This is a genomic window from Carnobacterium inhibens subsp. inhibens DSM 13024 (assembly GCF_000746825.1).
Classification (GTDB): Bacteria; Bacillota; Bacilli; order Lactobacillales; family Carnobacteriaceae; genus Carnobacterium_B; species Carnobacterium_B inhibens.
Genome location: NZ_JQIV01000006.1, coordinates 216,063 through 232,245, shown reverse-complemented (window position 1 = coordinate 232,245; position 16,183 = coordinate 216,063). Strand labels below are relative to the sequence as shown.

The 16,183-nt window shown below is 35.1% G+C and carries 17 protein-coding genes; 1 reads left to right on the top strand and 16 read right to left on the bottom strand.

Going from position 1 to position 16,183, the window contains the following annotated elements; translation table 11 throughout:
- Positions 1–67 precede the first annotated feature (67 nt).
- Complete coding sequence (locus BR65_RS02305; protein WP_023177677.1) at positions 68–559, top strand: YajQ family cyclic di-GMP-binding protein; 492 nt, start codon at positions 68–70, stop codon at positions 557–559.
- 71 nt (positions 560–630) lie between these two features.
- Here the strand turns inward: BR65_RS02305 and BR65_RS02300 are convergent, their stop codons facing one another.
- The 16 genes from BR65_RS02300 to plsX form a co-directional block, all read right to left on the bottom strand.
- Positions 631–1,053, bottom strand: coding sequence for an OsmC family protein (locus tag BR65_RS02300; RefSeq protein WP_211251476.1), 423 nt, complete (start codon positions 1,051–1,053; stop codon positions 631–633).
- 41 nt (positions 1,054–1,094) lie between these two features.
- Entirely contained in the window at positions 1,095–1,526 is a 432-nt protein-coding gene (locus tag BR65_RS02295) for a hypothetical protein (protein ID WP_023177673.1), read from the bottom strand.
- A 231-nt stretch (positions 1,527–1,757) separates the two neighbouring features.
- A complete protein-coding gene (gene rplS / locus BR65_RS02290; protein ID WP_023177672.1) occupies positions 1,758–2,105 on the bottom strand; it encodes a 50S ribosomal protein L19 in 348 nt (115 codons plus the stop codon).
- Between the two features lie 175 nt (positions 2,106–2,280).
- Positions 2,281–3,024: a tRNA (guanosine(37)-N1)-methyltransferase TrmD gene (gene trmD / locus BR65_RS02285; RefSeq protein ID WP_023177670.1), complete on the bottom strand. Its 744-nt coding sequence runs from the start codon at positions 3,022–3,024 to the stop codon at positions 2,281–2,283.
- Positions 3,024–3,539 carry a ribosome maturation factor RimM gene (rimM, locus tag BR65_RS02280; protein ID WP_023177668.1) on the bottom strand — a complete coding sequence of 172 codons (516 nt, stop codon included), beginning with the start codon at positions 3,537–3,539 and terminating at the stop codon, positions 3,024–3,026. The genes trmD and rimM overlap by 1 nt, the downstream gene beginning before the upstream one ends.
- A 115-nt stretch (positions 3,540–3,654) precedes the next feature.
- Entirely contained in the window at positions 3,655–3,897 is a 243-nt protein-coding gene (locus tag BR65_RS02275; RefSeq protein WP_034538579.1) for a KH domain-containing protein, read from the bottom strand.
- A gap of 13 nt (positions 3,898–3,910) precedes the next feature.
- Positions 3,911–4,183, bottom strand: a complete 273-nt coding sequence (rpsP, locus tag BR65_RS02270; protein ID WP_023177665.1) for a 30S ribosomal protein S16 — start codon at positions 4,181–4,183, stop codon at positions 3,911–3,913.
- A gap of 125 nt (positions 4,184–4,308) precedes the next feature.
- Positions 4,309–5,736, bottom strand: a complete 1,428-nt coding sequence (ffh, locus tag BR65_RS02265) for a signal recognition particle protein (RefSeq protein WP_034536521.1) — start codon at positions 5,734–5,736, stop codon at positions 4,309–4,311.
- A 17-nt stretch (positions 5,737–5,753) separates the two neighbouring features.
- Positions 5,754–6,098, bottom strand: a complete 345-nt coding sequence (locus BR65_RS02260) for a putative DNA-binding protein (RefSeq protein ID WP_023177661.1) — start codon at positions 6,096–6,098, stop codon at positions 5,754–5,756.
- A 224-nt stretch (positions 6,099–6,322) separates the two neighbouring features.
- Entirely contained in the window at positions 6,323–8,212 is a 1,890-nt protein-coding gene (locus BR65_RS02255) for a PTS transporter subunit EIIC (protein ID WP_034536520.1), read from the bottom strand.
- 182 nt (positions 8,213–8,394) lie between these two features.
- A complete protein-coding gene (gene ftsY, locus BR65_RS02250) occupies positions 8,395–9,393 on the bottom strand; it encodes a signal recognition particle-docking protein FtsY (RefSeq protein WP_023177657.1) in 999 nt (332 codons plus the stop codon).
- Between the two features lie 25 nt (positions 9,394–9,418).
- Complete coding sequence (locus tag BR65_RS02245) at positions 9,419–10,228, bottom strand: Cof-type HAD-IIB family hydrolase (RefSeq protein ID WP_023177655.1); 810 nt, start codon at positions 10,226–10,228, stop codon at positions 9,419–9,421.
- 82 nt (positions 10,229–10,310) lie between these two features.
- Positions 10,311–13,883, bottom strand: a complete 3,573-nt coding sequence (smc, locus tag BR65_RS02240; RefSeq protein ID WP_034536519.1) for a chromosome segregation protein SMC — start codon at positions 13,881–13,883, stop codon at positions 10,311–10,313.
- 24 nt (positions 13,884–13,907) lie between these two features.
- The gene (rnc, locus tag BR65_RS02235) at positions 13,908–14,603 is read right to left on the bottom strand and encodes a ribonuclease III (RefSeq protein ID WP_034536517.1); all 696 of its coding nucleotides are present in this window, start codon (positions 14,601–14,603) and stop codon (positions 13,908–13,910) included.
- 162 nt (positions 14,604–14,765) lie between these two features.
- Positions 14,766–15,008, bottom strand: a complete 243-nt coding sequence (gene acpP, locus BR65_RS02230) for an acyl carrier protein (protein WP_034536516.1) — start codon at positions 15,006–15,008, stop codon at positions 14,766–14,768.
- A gap of 128 nt (positions 15,009–15,136) precedes the next feature.
- On the bottom strand, positions 15,137–16,147 hold the full coding sequence (gene plsX, locus BR65_RS02225) for a phosphate acyltransferase PlsX (protein WP_023177650.1): 1,011 nt from the start codon (positions 16,145–16,147) through the stop codon (positions 15,137–15,139).
- Positions 16,148–16,183 lie beyond the last annotated feature (36 nt).

Below are 16,183 nucleotides of genomic sequence, written 5' to 3'. Positions count from 1 at the left end.
TTTTCCAAGGATTTGCCTGCCTTTTATGGTACAATTTAAGAGCACAATGTAAAAGGAGGAATTACTTATGGCAAAAGAAGCAAGTTTTGATATCGTTTCAGAAATGAATATGGAAGAAATAAAAAATGCCGTACAATTAGCAACAAAAGAAATTGCAAATCGTTTTGATTTCAAAGGTTCGATCAGTGAAATCAAATTAGAAAAAGAAAAATTAGTTATCGTCTCAGATGATGACTTTAAATTAGAACAAGTAAAAGATGTATTGACTAATAAATTAGTTAAAAGAGGCGTTCCAACTCGAAATCTTCATTATTCTTCAACTGAAAAAGCTTTTGGAGGGAATGTTCGTCAATTCGCTGATTTAATCAGTGGAATTGATAAAGAACATGCCAAAACAATTACTCAGTTAATTAAAAAATCTGGTATTAAAGTAAAAACCCAAATACAAGATGACCAAATAAGAGTAATTGGCAAAAATCGTGATGATCTGCAACAAGTTATCGCTTTACTAAGAGATGCTAACTTGCCTATCGATTTACAGTTTACAAATTACAGATAACCTGGCATTACTATATTTAACAAAGATAAAAGACCTTCAAATAGAATTTGAAGGTCTTTTATCTTTGTTCGTTAGAATTCTTCGACTGCATTCACAGATACCGTCTTACTTCCTGCAAGTAATTTAGATACTGGGCAACGATTTTCAGCTTCTTCTATAATTTTTTTACTTTCTTCAAAAGGCAATCCATCGATTTTCGCAACAGCCTCTACATTAAAGAAGTAGCCGATTCCGTTTGGTTCACGCATAAAATCGACATGAACTTCTACACGACTTGTATTTTCTTTTCCTCTTGCTTTTAGCAAAGATTGAATAGTAGCATTTAAACAAGTACTAAAAGACAACCCAAGTAACTCTTCAGGATTTGTTCCTTCTTCTTTATTTAAAGGGCTGGAAAGTTTAACATTCAACCCGCCATTTTTCACAAACGCTTCACCATTTACACCCGTTTCATTGACCATTTCAGCATGAAATAAAGATTTTTGATTCTTCACGAAATCCCTACTTTCTATCCAATGAATTCACAATGTTATAATTATTTTTTCCCAACTGCTTCTTCAATTTTTGGAAGAATGCTCTTGGCAATTGTTGACCCGACGATCATCATTTCATATGCTGCTCTTACATCTTCTGTTGTTCGAGAAAGAAGTCTCATATAAATTTCTCCGTCTCCCGCAAGACAAACACGGTAATAACCTGTTTTCATTTCATTCAGTTCATTTAAAATTTCTAATACTTGATTTTTTGCATCAAAATTCGTTACGTAGGCTAACTTATGGTACACGATTTGAAAATCAATGATTCCTTCTTCTTTATTATCAAAAACAATTCCAAATGGCAAAGCTTGGCTATCATTCAATTTAAATTTACCATTATAAAGAACTTGTCCATTTTTTATTTCTTTCTTGGCTAAAGGCACATGCTTAGCCTTTAAGATGGCTTCAAAGTTTACTAATGCTTTATTCACTATACTATACCCCACTTTTTTGATTTCTAATCTCATTTTCATTTTTAATTATAACGTAATCTGTCCTTAATGAACAGAGTATTTAGGAAAACAAAACTTACAGGTGATGAAAATATATTTTGAGATAGCCGTAGCAGTCTGAGTCATTTAATCTTTTACGATAATTTCTGTAATTATTTATGCACAAAAAAAAGAGCTGGGACAATAGTCCCAACTCTTTTGAAAAACATCTTAACGACGGATTTCTTTGATACGAGCTGCTTTTCCGTGTAGGTCACGTAAGTAGTACAATTTAGCACGACGTACTTTACCAAAGCGGACAACCTCAATTTGAGCAACACGTGGTGAATGCATTGGGAATGTACGTTCAACGCCAATTCCGTTAGAAATTTTACGAACTGTATAAGTTTCGCTAATTCCAGCACCACGGCGTTTGATTACAACACCTTCAAATAATTGGATACGTTCTCTAGTACCCTCAACGATCTTAGCATGAACACGTACAGTATCTCCTGGACGGAAAGCTGGGATGTCTTCACGTAATTGTTCGTTAGTAATTGCTTCAATTAATTTACTCATTGTATTTTCTCCTTCCAACAAACCTTCATATCTCTATATAGAAACAGCGGAACATCGTTTTTTCGGCAGGCTTTGCCCACTCACTAAATTAGTTTAACATATGCCTAATTAGGTGTAAAGTAAATTTCCTTTGTTTTTATAAAATTTTACTTTACTGATCGTTCATTTTTACTTTTTACAAAGATTCTTTTTCTTTTTCGATCTCGCCTAAGTATTTTTTCTGTTCATTTGATAGAGCAAGGTTATCAAGCATATCCGGACGTCTTTCAAATGTCCGTCTAATTGACTCTTTATCTTGCCACTCTTTAATTTTTTTGTGATTTCCACTTATCAATACATCTGGAACTTTCATTCCCCGATATTCAGCCGGTCTTGTGTACTGTGGATGCTCTAATAATCCAGTTGAATGAGAGTCTGTTTTAGCTGATTGATCATTTCCTAATACTTCCGGTAACAGACGTACAGTAGCATCAATCATCACCATCGCACCAAGTTCTCCACCTGTTAACACATAATCTCCCAAAGAAATTTCATCTGTTACCAATGTACGAATCCGTTCATCGTATCCTTCATAATGGCCGCAAATAAAGACTAAATGTTCTTCTTCTGCTAACTCTTCTGCTACAGATTGGGTGAAAGGTATGCCAGCAGGATCTAATAAAATGACCCTTTTTTTAGTTTCTGGGGCTTTCTCATTTATCGCATCTATGGCATCAAAAATTGGCTGTGCTTTTAGCAGCATGCCCGCTCCGCCGCCATAGGGGTAATCATCTACATTCAGGTGTTTATTATCTGTATAGTCTCGAAAATTTACCACATCTACTTTTAATAGATCTCTATCAATAGCTTTTCCAATAATGGATTCGGTTAATGGGCCTTGGAACATTCTCGGAAATAGGGTTAAAACATCTATTTTCATTAATCATCTAACCCTTCCATCATATGAATAGTCACTAATTGATTTTCTAAATCAACTTTCAAGACGATTTCTTCAATATATGGAATCAATAGATCTTTCTTTTTAGGTCGTTCAATTATCCAAACGTCATTTGCGCCTGGCGACATGACTTCACTTATTTTTCCAATCGTATTGTTTTCTTCATCTTGGACAGTCAACCCAACAATTTGATGCAAATAATATTCATTTTCTGGCAGTTCCGTTAGCTTCTCTTCGCCGACTTTTAATATGCCATCACGATATTTTTCTACGTCATTGATATTAGGATGGTTTTCAAAGGATAGGATATCAAAGTTTTTATGTTTACGGTGACTTGTAACCGTTAAGTCAATTACTTTTTTGCCATCTTGAAATAAAGTCAAAATGGAACCTTTTTTGTATCGTTCTTCTGGAAAATCCGTTTTTGAAATGACACGAACTTCGCCTTTGATCCCTTGTGTGTTCACGATTTTTCCTACATTGTACATTTTTTTCATTTTATTCCCTCATTTACAACGCTATTTTTTTATTATGTTTCATTATTATCCTGTTAAAATCATTTATAAAAAAAGAAACCATCTCTTATTGAAGAAATGATTTCTCTTTCGGAATTTAACTATTCACAATCGTTAATCTTACACGCTTAGATCCAAGGACCCTCACACTGTAAACAATTGTACGAATAGCTTTTGCTACGCGACCTTTTTTTCCAATTACTCGTCCAACATCTTCAGGATGAACAGACAATTGATAATCTAAAAACTCTTCAGTTTCTACTAAAGCAATTGCCAAATCATCCGGATGACTTACAAGAGGACTCACAACTGTAAGAATTAAATCTTTTATGTCAGCCATAGAAAACATCCTTTTATTTAGTGTTTTTTGATTCATGGAATTTTTTCATAATGCCTTCTTTTGAAAGGATGTTACGAATTGTATCAGAAGGTTGAGCACCATTAGCTAACCATTTTAATACTGCTTCTTCGTCCACTTTTACTTCTGCTGGATCAACAACTGGGTTGTATGTTCCTACAGTTTCGATGAAACGTCCATCACGTGGAGAACGTGAATCTGCAACTACGATACGGTAAAAAGGATTTCTTTTTGATCCCATGCGTTTTAAACGAATTTTTACTGCCATATTTCTTACACCTCCATTAACTATCTCACAATAAGTAGTTTACCAGTTTATTTATAGCTTGTAAAGTGTTTTTTCTTTACAGCATGTTTTTTTTTTACAAACGATAAATTTCCTATTTCAGACTCTTATTTACGCCCTTTTTTGTTTTTTTTCTTCATTTTTTTCTTGTTCTTGCGAACCATAGAGTTCATAGCCATTTTACCAAGCTTGCCTTTAGCACCTTGCCCAAATAGATTATCCATACCATTCATATTGCCTTTAGACATTTGACTCATCATTTTTTTCGATTCATTGAATTGTTTGATCATACGATTTACTTCAGCAATCGGACGAGCAGATCCTCTAGCGATTCTACGACGTCTGCTTTGAGATAAAATATCTGGATTTTCTCTCTCTTGCGGTGTCATAGACAACACAATAGCTTTCATTCGTGCTGTATCTTTTGGATCGATTTGAAGCTTATCTAATCCTGGAACATTATTCATACCTGGAATCATTTTCAAAATATCTTCTATTGGTCCCATATTGCTAACTTGATCCATTTGTTCAATAAAATCATTAAAGTCAAAACTATTCTCACGCAATTTCGTGATCATTTCTTCAGATTTCTTTTCATCAAAATCTTGCTGAGCTTTTTCGATCAAGGTCAACATGTCACCCATACCTAAGATACGGTTAGCCATACGATCAGGATAAAACGGTTCTAAAGCATCTAGTTTTTCACCAGACCCCGTAAATTTAATTGGCTTTCCAGTTACTGCACGAATAGAAAGCGCAGCTCCCCCACGAGTATCACCATCTAATTTGGTTAAAATAACACCGGAGATATCTAATTGTTCATTAAAAGAAGAGGCTACATTAGCAGCTTCTTGACCAGTCATAGCATCTACAACTAAGAAGATTTCTGTCGGCTGAGTTATTTCTTTGATATCACTTAATTCTTGCATCAACGTTTCATCGATTTGTAGACGTCCAGCAGTATCTATCAGTACAAAGTCTAAATGTTCAGCTTTGGCTTTCTCGATCCCTTGTCTGGCAATTTCAACTGGACTTACTTGGTCTCCCATAGAGAAAACCGGAACATCTATTTGTTTACCGATCGTTTCCAATTGTTGGATAGCAGCTGGACGATAAATATCGGCAGCTATCAATAATGGGCGTTTGTTTTGGTTCTTACGTAAATAACTCGCCAATTTACCAGCAGTAGTTGTTTTACCTGCCCCTTGTAACCCAACCATCATAACAACAGTTGGTGCTTTTGCTGCCGTTTGAATCGTTTCTTGTTCTCCACCCATTAAATCAGTTAATTCTTCGCTAACAATTTTAATGATTTGCTGTCCTGGAGAAAGACTCTCTAATACTTCAGAACCTACTGCGCGAGCACTAACTGTTTTAACAAAATCTTTTACTACTTTAAAGTTAACGTCTGCTTCTAGTAAAGCTAAACGAACTTCTCTCATCATTTCTTTTACATCAGCTTCTGACACTTTTCCTTTGCGACGCATTTTAGTCATCGCATTTTGGAGACGTTCAGTTAAACCTTCAAATGCCATTTTACTTCACCATTCCTTTATTTCTCGTCTCTATCTTTTTTTAATAACTGGATATATTGCTCTAGTGACTCATCTTTTGGATAATGACTTTTAATGTAACGTGACATATCCTCTACGACAGCCATTGTTGTATTGAAATCTTCTAATAAATGCAACTTTCTTTCATATTCCATTAAACTATTTTCAGTTCGCCTTATGTTATCATAAATCGCTTGACGACTAACTTCAAACTCTTCTGCAATCTCACCTAAAGAAAAATCATCAGCGTAGTATAATTGCATGTAGCTTTTTTGCTTATCGGTCAATAAAGAGCCATAGAAATCGAATAAGGCATTCATTTGATTTGTTTTTTCAATTTCCACTTCAACACTTCTTTCTTTACTTAATAACTGTCAAGGAAAACACGTTTACACACCTTAATAGCGTACCTATTTTCGCGTCAATAGTCAATAGTTTGTCTTATTTTTACAAAACATTTATTACCTATAATGCCTATTGCTATATGTATACAAAAGAATACCATCGCTGTTAGTTAAACGCACTAACAGCGATGGTATTCTTTGTATTCTGATTTAATTAAAGTTGCTTAGTTTTTACCATTACGGTATTCTTCAATATTTAATTTGATATTTGAAACTTTTGGACCATAGATTACTTGAGCATTATTTCCTTTTACTAAGACTCCAGCTGCTCCAGTTGATTTCAACTTAGCTTGATCAACTAATTGGCCATCTTTTACGGTAACTCTCAAACGAGTTGCACAGTTGTCAACATCAATCAAGTTTTCTTCTCCACCAAGTCCTTCAATAATGCTGATAGACATTTCATCAGCAGGATTAGCAGATTTTGCAGGAGAAGCACTACTTGTACTTGATGTGTTAGCTAAATATTCATCAATATTTGATTTAATGTTCGAAACTTTTGGCCCATAAATGACTTGAGCATTGTTTCCTTTTACAACCACTCCAGCTGCTCCAGTTGATTTCAATTGAGCTTGATCAACCAATTTTCCGTCTTTGATGGTAACTCTTAAACGTGTTGCACAGTTGTCAACATCAATCAAGTTTTCTTTACCACCAAGACCTTCAATAATGTCATGTGACATTTCATCTTGAATTGGTTCGTTAGTTGCATTTTCACCAGCTTTTTTAGCTTGGTAATCTGCTTTTGTATACATTTTCGATTCAGTAACTTCATCTTCACGACCGGGTGTTTTCAAGTCGAATTTTGTAATGAAGAAACGGAAAACGAAATAATAAACAAGAGCATATACGATTCCTACTATGACAACTGGTATCCAGTTCGTAATTCCTTGTCCTGGTAAAATACCATACAATACGAAATCAAGTAATCCACCTGAGAAGGTCAATCCTACTCCAACACTTAAGAAGTGCATAATCACAAACGAGAACGCTGCTAATACACAATGTACTCCAAAGTATAAGAATGGTGAAGCAAATAAGAATGAAAATTCCAGTGGTTCAGTAATACCAGTAAAAATTGACGTCAAAGAAGATGACATCATAAGTCCTTTAACATCTTTTTTACGTTCTGGTTTAGCCGTTTGGTACATAGCAAATGCTGCTGCTGGGAAACCGAAAATCATGAACGGGAACATTCCAGAGAAGAATTTAGCCGCTTCAGGATCAACTGCTTGTCCATTAGCTAATTGTGAGAAGATAATATTTTGTGCTCCTTCTACAATTGTGCCATTAATTTCAGCTGTTCCACCAAGTGCGGTCTGCCAGAAAGGAAGATAAAATACGTGGTGCAATCCTAGTGGAATCAACGCACGGTAAATAAACCCGTATAAGAATGTTCCTATATATCCAAGATCAGCTACAACAGAACCTAACCAAGCAATTGCTGCACCGGCATATGGCCATACGAAAGCAAGAATCATCCCTACGATTACAGCTGCAAACGCGGATACGATTGGTATGAAACGCGTTCCAGAAAAGAATGATAAAGCATCAGGCAATTCAATTTTATAATAACGATTATGCAAAGCTGCAACCACTAAACCAATGATGATCCCACCAAATACTCCAGTGTTCATCGTTGCTTCAAAACCAAGGACAGAACCAATCAATCCAGGTGTTTGTTGCAATGTTTCGATACTTCCAAAGTTCGTTATGCTACTTGTTAATGATGCATACATCATTAAGTAAGCGACAACAGCTGATAATGCTGCTACTTCTTTGGCAGCCTTAGCCATTCCTAAAGCAACACCAACAGCAAATAATAATGGCAGGTTATCAAAAACAATCGTACCGCAATCTTTAAGGACTGTTAAAATACCATATAAAACAGTGCCTTCCCCTAGTAGCCACTCTAAGTCATATAGACCTACAAATGAATCTCCAGTAAAAGATGATCCTATTCCTAGTAGCAAACCAGCTACTGGAAGCAAAGCAATAGGGAGCATAAAGGTTTTACCCATTTTTTGCAGCCCTTCAAATAATTTATCTTTCACTTTTTTTCCTCCTTATTAAATCTAAAATAATTGCTTATATAAAGCGCGTATAATGATGAAAAATATCATACTGACTCATATTATCACATTATTAAGACACATTCAAAATGAAAACGCACACATGTTCACTAAAAAAAGCCTTGCTCTAAAATAGATTTAGAACAAGGCTTTTAAGCTAGTTATTAAATAGAATTTTGAATTAATTCACTGAATAATCCATAGATGTATTCGTTTGGATCAAATACTTGCAAGTCATCCATACTTTCACCTAATCCAACAAATTTGACTGGAATATCTAATTCTTTGCGAATCGCTAAAACAATCCCACCTTTTGCTGTTCCATCTAGTTTTGTCAAAACAATTCCTGACACATTTGTTGTTTGTTTGAATTGCTTCGCTTGGTTCATCGCATTTTGTCCTGTTGTTGCATCTAATACAAGCAACACTTCATGCGGACCTCCAGGAATTTCTCGTTCAATGATCCGTTTCATTTTTTCTAATTCATTCATCAAGTTTACTTTATTTTGCAATCGGCCTGCTGTATCAACGAATAAAATATCGGCTTCCTGTTGTTTAGCTTCCTTTATCGCATCAAAAACTACTGCGGCAGGATCGCCACCAGCTTTCCCACTGATAACTTCTACCCCAACACGTTCGCCCCAGACATGCAATTGTTCTATAGCTCCAGCTCTAAATGTATCCCCAGCTGCTAACATGACTTTTTTTCCTTCTTGTTGATAAAGATGAGCCATCTTACCGATAGTCGTTGTCTTCCCTACTCCATTTACACCGACCATTAAAATAACCGTTAACCCTTCTTCGTTGATTTGAATAACGGATTTTTCTGTATTTCCTTTCTCATAGATCTCGACCATTTTTTCAATAATCACTTGTTGGACTTCATTAGACGCTTTTGCATTTTTTAGTTTCACTTCTTGACGTAAGGCATCAGTGATTTCCATTGTTGCTTCAAACCCAACATCAGCTCCAATGAGCACTTCTTCAAGTTCATCAAAAAAGTCTTCATCAACAGTTCTGAAATTCGCAAACAATTCATTCATGCGCTCTGAAAAAGTTTTACGCGTTTTTTCAAGACCTTTTTCATATTTCTCTGTTACTTCTGTTGTCTCAACTTTTTCTTCGCCAGTAAAAGCTTTTTTAATTTTATCAAATAACCCCATTATACACCCTCTTTTCTTAACGTTATTAGTTTAACACAAATTTTTGAATGGCATGTGCTACACCATGCTCTTCATTTGTTTTGGTAATATACTGAGCCATTGATTTGATTTCAACAGTAGCATTTCCCATTGCTACACCAATACCTGCATATTCGATCATTGCAGCATCATTAGCTTCATCTCCTAAAGCCATCACCTCTGACGCTTCAAAACCTAGCAAATGAGCTAAAACAGCTATTCCTCGTCCTTTATCAACAGACTTTGGCATTAATTCCAATAAGATTGGTCGGGATTTCATTATCGTGAATTTTTTATAAAAATAGGTTGGAATATTTTTGATAGCTTCGTCTAAATCTGTTTGTGTGTAACAAAAAACGGCTTTATTGATTGCGATATCTTCAGGAACTTCTTCCATTGATATCGGAACATACGGCAATGCAGTCATTACGGTTGGATAAAGAGATTCTCGGCCTTTAGGATAAGGCGGCTCATAAATATTTTCTAAATCAATAAAGTTACATGGTACATTGATTAGTTTGCTTAATTCAAATATTTCTTCTATTTCTGTTTTCGTTAAGGTTTGTTTAGATAGTACTTCGCCAGTATTTGTCCGCTGAACTAAACCGCCATTGTACGTAATCCCATAATCGCCTGCTTCTCTTAGATTTAGTTCTTCTAAAAATGAGATCATTCCTAATAAAGGTCTACCTGTACAGAGTACCACTTTAACTCCTCGTTCTTTTGCAGCTTTTATTGCTTCTTTATTTTCATTTGATATGGCATGTTTTCCATTTAATAATGTTCCATCCAAATCAATGGCAATTAATTTGATCATACTTTGACTCCTATCTTCTTAATAACTATTTTAAAAGAGAAAAAGATCGACACCAATCGACCTTTCTCTCTTATCATCTTACCTACGTTATACTTGCATGAACATCGTTTATTTCTTCTAAACGAACAGAAACTACTTTTGAAATACCGGATTCTTGCATAGTTATTCCATAAAGAACATTTGCTTCTTCCATGGTTCCTTTACGGTGAGTGATGACAATAAATTGAGTGTCGCCGTCAAACTGTTTTAAGTAACGTCCAAATCTAATCACATTCGCTTCATCAAGCGCTGCTTCGACTTCATCTAAGATACAGAAAGGTACTGGTCGAACTTGTATAATTGAGAACATCAATGCAATTGCTGTAAAGGCTCGTTCTCCACCTGAGAGTAAACTCAATTGCTGCAGTTTTTTTCCTGGTGGTTGAGCAATGATATCAATACCTGTTGTCAGCAAATTTTCAGGATCCGTTAAACGTAATTCAGCCGATCCGCCGCCAAACATTTGTGGAAAGACGACAGAAAATTTGGTTCGAATGTCTTCAAATACCTCTGAAAATCTTAGTTTGACTTCTTCATCCATTTCATTCATGGTCGTATATAAACTGATTTTAGCCTCAAGAAGGTCTTCACGTTGATCAACTAGGAAAGAATAGCGTTCGTTCACACGCTCAAACTCTTCGATTGCTCCAATATTAACAGAGCCCAACTCTTCAATGCTTTGTTTTAATAGTTTTACAGTACGTGTTGCTTCTTCGACTGAAATTTCAAGGATATGACTTTCCTTTGCGGCTTCAAATGTCAGCTCATACTCTTCAGTAAGATAGTTTAAGCGATTTTCGATGGCTACATCTGTTCGATTCAGCGCTACTTCAAATTTTGTCTTTTCTTCTAAAAGATAGTGTTTTTGATTATTTGTTAATGTAGTCAACTGTTCAATATCGTTTAATTGAAGTTCAATGTCATTTTTTTCTTCTTTTAATGTTGATAATTGAATGTCCAATTTATGTTTTGTTTCTGTTAACTGAGCTAACTTATCATCCAACTCTTTTCTAGTCATCTGATGACTGCCATCAAATTGTGTCATTTGTTCCATTCGACTATCCATTGCTTTAACTTCTAAACGTTGACTTTCTAATTGACTAGACACCGCTTTTTGTTCTTTTTTCAACCCTACTAATTGCTCTTTTAAAGCAACTAGCTCAGTCCGCAATGATTGTTGTTTCTCATTTACTACTGTTTGATTCTTTTCTCGTTCTTCATTTTGAGAAGAAGCCAATAGTATTTGACGATTGATTTGTTCCATCTCAGTTGTAACATTTTGCAAAGCCTCTGCTAATTCTACTTTTTTCAATTCATAAGATTCAGCTTCTTCTTTTGCTTCATGGTTTTCGTACTGAACGACTTTTAATTCTCTTGTTAATCGGACTTGTTTTTCTTCTAGCGTTTCAGCTTGATTTTTCAATTCTTGTTCTCTCAAACGTTGTCTTTCACCATGTTCACGTAATTCATTTAAACTGATTTCTTCTTTTTTAATGTCTTGTTTCAATGTACGAACTTCTATTTCTTTTTTTGTTAACGTTTCTTCCATTTGAGTAATCTGCTTAGTCAGATTCGTTAATTCGTTTTTACGTCCAAACAAACTTCCTTGATTACCAGATTTGCTTGCCCCACCGGTCATAGAGCCACCAGCATTCATGACATCTCCTTCTAAAGTAACAACACGGTACTTAAACTGTATTTCACGTGCAATCCTATTAGCAGAAGCCAAGTCTTGTGCCACAATGGTTGTTCCTAGTAAATTTTGGATGATGTGTGCAACGGTCGTTGGGTAAGTCACCAATTGACTAGCAATTCCAAGATACCCTTCACAATTACGCGCTTTTTGTTCTATCACAGATGGTAAATGACGCGCTTTTATTGTAGTTAACGGTAAAAAGGTAGCTCGACCTAATCGTTTTTGCTTCAAATATTGAATCCCTTTACGACCGCTCTGTTCATCTTGAACAATAATATTTTGACTTGCTGCTCCAAGCGCGATATCAATAGCTAATTCAGCTTGTTTAGGTACTTCGATCAATTCTGCTACAGCTCCGATAATACCGCCGACTTGCTGTTTTTGCTTTAAGATCTCTCTTACCCCTTGATAAAAACCAGCGTAATCTTCATTAAGTTCTTTTAAACTTTCTTTTTTCGCTTTTGCTTGCTGTACAACTTTTAAAGCATCGTACATACGTGTTTCATTTGCTTCCAACTCTTGTCTTTTGCCTTGAATATGTGCTTGCGTTTCTTGATATTGCAATAATTTTTGAGCAATTTCTTGTTGAGCATCCTTTAATTCATGCGAAATCAGTTCAATTTTTTCAGTAATGTCTTTTATATTTTTTTCAAGATCTATAACTGAAGCATTTGATTTGAGGTTTCTTTGCGCCATTTGATAAGAACTTCGTTCAAGATAACTTTGCTCGTTTCGTAAGCTGGTTTGTTTTTGCATGAGATCTACATACTCATCTCGTAAGATCTCAATCGTTTCTTTTGAATTTCCTGAAAGTGATAAAATCTCTTTTTCTACTGCTGAAAGTTCAGCTTTTACTTGGTTTTCTTTTTGGTTTTTTGTCGCAAGAAATTCATTGATCGTATTTAATTGCTGCTCTAATTGAACGATTTTTTGATTGAGCTGTTCTTTTGACGTTTCAAGTTGTTGCAAATTTTCAGTTGTGTATTTATTGCGCTCAGATAACACATTTTTTTGACCTTCTGTTTGTTCAAATAATTGAATCGCTTGAACCAATTGTTCTTGTACCTCTTCAATGGTTTCCGTCAAACCAGCTTTTTGCTTACGTTTGATTTTTAACTGGTATTCACATTCTGCTAACTGTTGTTTCTTTTCAATCAATTGGTTATCAAAAGATGAAATCCCTGTTTTACTTTCATCCCATTTCAATTTCAATCGTTCGATCTCAACCACAGTCAACGCGATGTCCATCTCAGTCAATTGCTCTTTGTACAATAAATATTCTTTTGCTATACTACTTTGTTCTCTAAGGGGTTCTACTTGATCTTCTAGTTCATACACTATGTCTTGAACACGATTCAAATTCTCTTCAGTTTCTGTTAATTTTTGTTCCGCCTTTTTCTTACGTGTCTTATACTTCAAGACACCAGCAGCTTCTTCAAAAATAGCTCTTCGTTCTTCTGGTTTGCTGTTAAAGATGCTTTCTACTTTTCCTTGTGAAATAATTGAGAACGATTCTTTCCCTAAACCAGAATCCATAAAGAGATCAACAATGTCTTTTAGACGACAAGCTTGTTTATTTAAATAAAATTCGCTATCACCATTTCGATTCAAACGTCTAGTGATACTGATTTCACTAAATTCTAACGGTAAAAAGTGGTCTTCATTTTCTAAAATCAATGTAACTTCAGCTACATTTACTGGTTTACGTGTATCTGATCCTGAAAAAATGATGTCGTTCATTCTTCCACCGCGTAAGTTTTTTGCTGACTGTTCACCTAGAACCCAGCGGATAGCTTCTGTTATATTGCTTTTCCCGCTTCCATTAGGACCTACAACAGCTGTTACACCATCATGAAACTCAATAGTCGTCTTATCTGCAAACGACTTGAAACCAGTGATGTCTATTCTTTTTAACTGCACAACTACTGGCTCCTTTCTTCTAAACTATTTTTCTTTTAAGATAAGCAATGCATTTTCTGCAGCAACTTGTTCAGCTGCTTTTTTCGTTTTACCTTGGCCTTGGCCTAAGACTTGACCTTCAGCACGTACTTCTACTACAAAAGCCTTTTGATGAGCTGGTCCAATTTCATCAACCAATTGATAGTCGATTTCAATTTCGCCTTTTTGTTGTAAGAATTCTTGTAAATTTGTTTTATGATCCATCACATGTGAGAAAGCACCGGACTTGATTTTCGGAAAAATGGTTTGTTCTAAAAATGTTAAGACACTGTCTAATCCTTGATCTAAATATAACGCTCCAATAAATGATTCAAATAAATCGCAAAGCAAGGCTGGACGTTTTCTTCCGTTCATGCGTTCTTCGCCTTTACCCAATCGGATAAATTGATCAAATTCGTATTCTTTTGCAAATTGACTTAGACTAGCTTCACACACAATAGTCGCTCTTAATCGCGTCAATTTTCCTTCAGGTACATTTGGATATAAGTCATATAAAAATCTTGAAACGGTCAGTTCTAAAACAGCATCTCCTAAAAATTCAATTCTTTCATTATCCTTCAATTTAAGGTTCCTGTGCTCATTCACATATGATGAATGGGTAAATGCTTCTTCTAAATAAGCAAGATCATGAAAAGTTATGCCAAATTTAGTATTTAAATGTGTTAAAAATGTTTCATCCATTATATTCTCCCTTTCTATAAAAATTTTCTCCATGCTCGTCCATTATACTTGGTTTATTCATAAAAATAAACCATTTCTGGATTAAGTCCATAAACGGCTAAATGTTATCTAAAAAAGAGTCCCTTAGCTATTAACAAGCTAAGGGACTCTAAACTAGTTTTATTAATCTTTATGTTCTTCGATATACGTTACTGCATCTCCGACAGTAGTGATTTGTTCAGCGTCTTCATCAGATATTTCTGTTCCAAAAACGTCTTCTAGTTCCATAACTAATTCTACAACATCAAGAGAATCTGCACCTAAATCATCTTTAAAAGTAAGATCTTTAGATACTTTCTCTTCATCAATTCCAAATCTTTCAACAATAATTTTTTTGATTTTTTCGAAAGTTTCATTCGTTAACAATACATTACACCTCCGTATTCGACATTTGTAATTAATGAATAATTTACCATTACTTTATATATTTTAACGATGTTCAAGAACATTGTCCAATTATTTTTTTAAAGCTGGTTTTTTAGCATCTGATTGAGCTACTCAGCAGATGATTCTTTTTCTTCAAAATAATGTACTAAGTCATCAATAACGTGTGAATCTAACATTTCATGAATCTGTTTAATTGTGTGGTAAACTGCTTCTTTCTCAGTAGACCCGTGAGTCTTAACAACTGGTGCTTTAACTCCAAATAGTACTGCACCACCATGTGTTGAATAATCCATAACGTCTTTCATATTAGAAAAACTATCTTTTAATAAAAATCCGCCTAATTTAGCTTTTGTGCCATTATCATAAACAGCATTTTTAATGAGTTTCATCATAGACATAGCCGTACCTTCAATTGTTTTTAGTACAGCATTTCCAGTAAAGCCATCTGTCACTACTACATCTGCTGCACCGCTCAATAATTCGCGTGCTTCTACATTTCCAATGAAGTTGATATCTGCATTGTTTGCCAACAATTGGTAAGCTCTTTTAGTAACATCATTTCCTTTATTTTCTTCTGTTCCATTGTTTAATAAACCAACTTTTGGATTTTTGACTCCTCTAACAAATTGCGCATAGTAGCTGCCTAATACCGCATATTGGTGAATATTTTCCGGCTTGGTATCGGCATTTGCACCAACATCCATTAAATTAAAGGCCCCGTTGTCTGTTCCAATAACAGGTAACGATACCAATAACCCTGGCCGGTCAATTCCTTTGATTCTTCCAATAACCAATAATCCAGCTGTTAATAATGCGCCTGTATTTCCTGCAGAAAATAGGGCATCTGCTTTTTTATCTTTAACTGCTTGAGCTGCTAATACCATTGAAGCATTTTTTTTACGACGAACAGCACGAACAGGATCATCATCACTCGCAATTTTTTCATCTGTATGAACGATGGTTATATTTGTTTCATCTGTCAAATATTTTCTAATCGATTCTTCTTTCCCATATAAAATAAATTCCATATCTTTGAATTCTTTAGCTGCCATCATGACACCTTCTACAATTACTTTTGGTGCGTTATCTCCGCCCATTGCATCTACTGCAATTTTCAAATCGTTTGCCTCCCTGTTACTTTCATTCATTCTAAA